Source organism: Lishizhenia sp., assembly GCF_057456495.1.
Genome location: NZ_JBVCPV010000328.1, coordinates 1 through 1533, shown reverse-complemented (window position 1 = coordinate 1533; position 1533 = coordinate 1). Strand labels below are relative to the sequence as shown.

The following is a 1533-nucleotide window of genomic DNA, read 5'->3' as shown; positions in this document are numbered from 1 at the left end:
TGACTGTGTTCCCTTCCCTGCTCCAGGAGGGCCGAATAATACTATATTTAACATATCTTTTTGTTCTGTATTAAGTTGAAAAATGGCATCCAAATTCCTACCTTTTTCATTATAGTCTAAACCATAACCAACCACAAATGTATTGGAGATTTCTAAGCCCACAAATTTAGGGCTATCTTCAAATAAAAATGCTTCTGGCTTAAAAAGAAAAGTAGCTACTTCAAAACTTTTACATTTTGAAGGATTTACAATTTCCTTTACCTTTTCTATTGTTCTACCTGTGTCAACAATATCTTCAAGAACAACAACATTCTTTTGTTCCAGATTTACATCCAAGCCTAACAAAGTGTTAACCTTCTCGGTACTTTGTGTACCTTGATAAGATTCTACTTTAACAAAACTGATTTCACAATCTAAATCTATGTGCTTCAACAAATCAGCTGCGAACATGAATGCTCCATCTAAAATAGCCAAGAAAATAACATCTTCACCTTTGTAATGAGAATTTATTGTTTGTGCTACAGACTTTACCGCCGCTTGAACGCGTGCAGCATCTATGAAAGTTGAAAATGTTTTGTCTTGCAGCCTTAACAAACCTTAGAATTGCCTTAAAAACTGCAAAAATAAGATTTTCACTTAAAGAGATGGCCGTCAGAAGCAATAACTCTTAAAAAATGAAAGATAATTTAGTAAAAGCCACTTATATTTGCAGCATGAATTCAATTTGGTACGGAAATAATTTTAGACTCGGAGTATTAGGCGGTGGTCAATTAGGGAGAATGTTAATTCAAGAAGCGATTAATTACGACGTTCATGTACATTGCATGGATAATGATCCTGAAGCGCCTTGTTCGAAAATTGCCAACTCTTACACCTTAGGTAAACTTACCGACTATGACGATGTAATGAACTTTGGTAAAGACAAAGATGTTATTACCGTAGAAATTGAACACGTTAACGTAAAAGCTTTAAAGGAATTAGAAGCCAAAGGCGTAAAAGTATATCCGCAGCCTCATATTTTAGAAATGATTCAAGATAAAGGTTTGCAAAAAGAATTTTACCAAAACAACGGTATCCCAACAGCTCCTTTTGCCTTGGTCAACTCAAAAGAAGAAATCTTTGAAAACCTTAGCCTTTTACCCGTAATGCAGAAACTTAGAAAAGGTGGATACGATGGTAAAGGGGTACAAGCTGTAAAAACTGAAGCTGACATTGCCAATGGATTTGATGGTCCTTGCGTATTAGAATCATTTGTTGATTTCAAAAAAGAACTTTCTGTAATTGTAGCGAGGAATGCAAAGGGAGAAATGAAAACTTTCCCCACTGTAGAATGTGAATTCAGCAAAGAATTAAACTTAGTAGAGTTCTTATTTTCTCCTGCAGAGATTTCTGAGTCTGTAGAAAACAGAGCGCAAGAATTAGCCAAAGAAATCATAGAAAAATTGGATATGGTTGGAATTTTAGCCATTGAATTTTTCCTTACTCAAGAGGATGAACTGTTGGTGAATGAAATTGCACCTAGACCTCATAATT

Annotated in this window: 2 protein-coding genes; one reads left to right on the top strand and one right to left on the bottom strand. The window is 34.9% G+C overall.

What is annotated here, in order from left to right:
- Positions 1-594 (bottom strand): hypoxanthine phosphoribosyltransferase (gene hpt / locus AC22ZQ_RS14665; protein ID WP_318959492.1); only part of this gene is annotated, 594 nt, incomplete at its 3' end.
- 119 nt (positions 595-713) lie between these two features.
- Here hpt and AC22ZQ_RS14660 point away from each other — a divergent pair.
- A partial coding sequence (locus AC22ZQ_RS14660; protein ID WP_318959491.1) for a 5-(carboxyamino)imidazole ribonucleotide synthase occupies positions 714-1533 on the top strand: 820 nt, incomplete at its 3' end.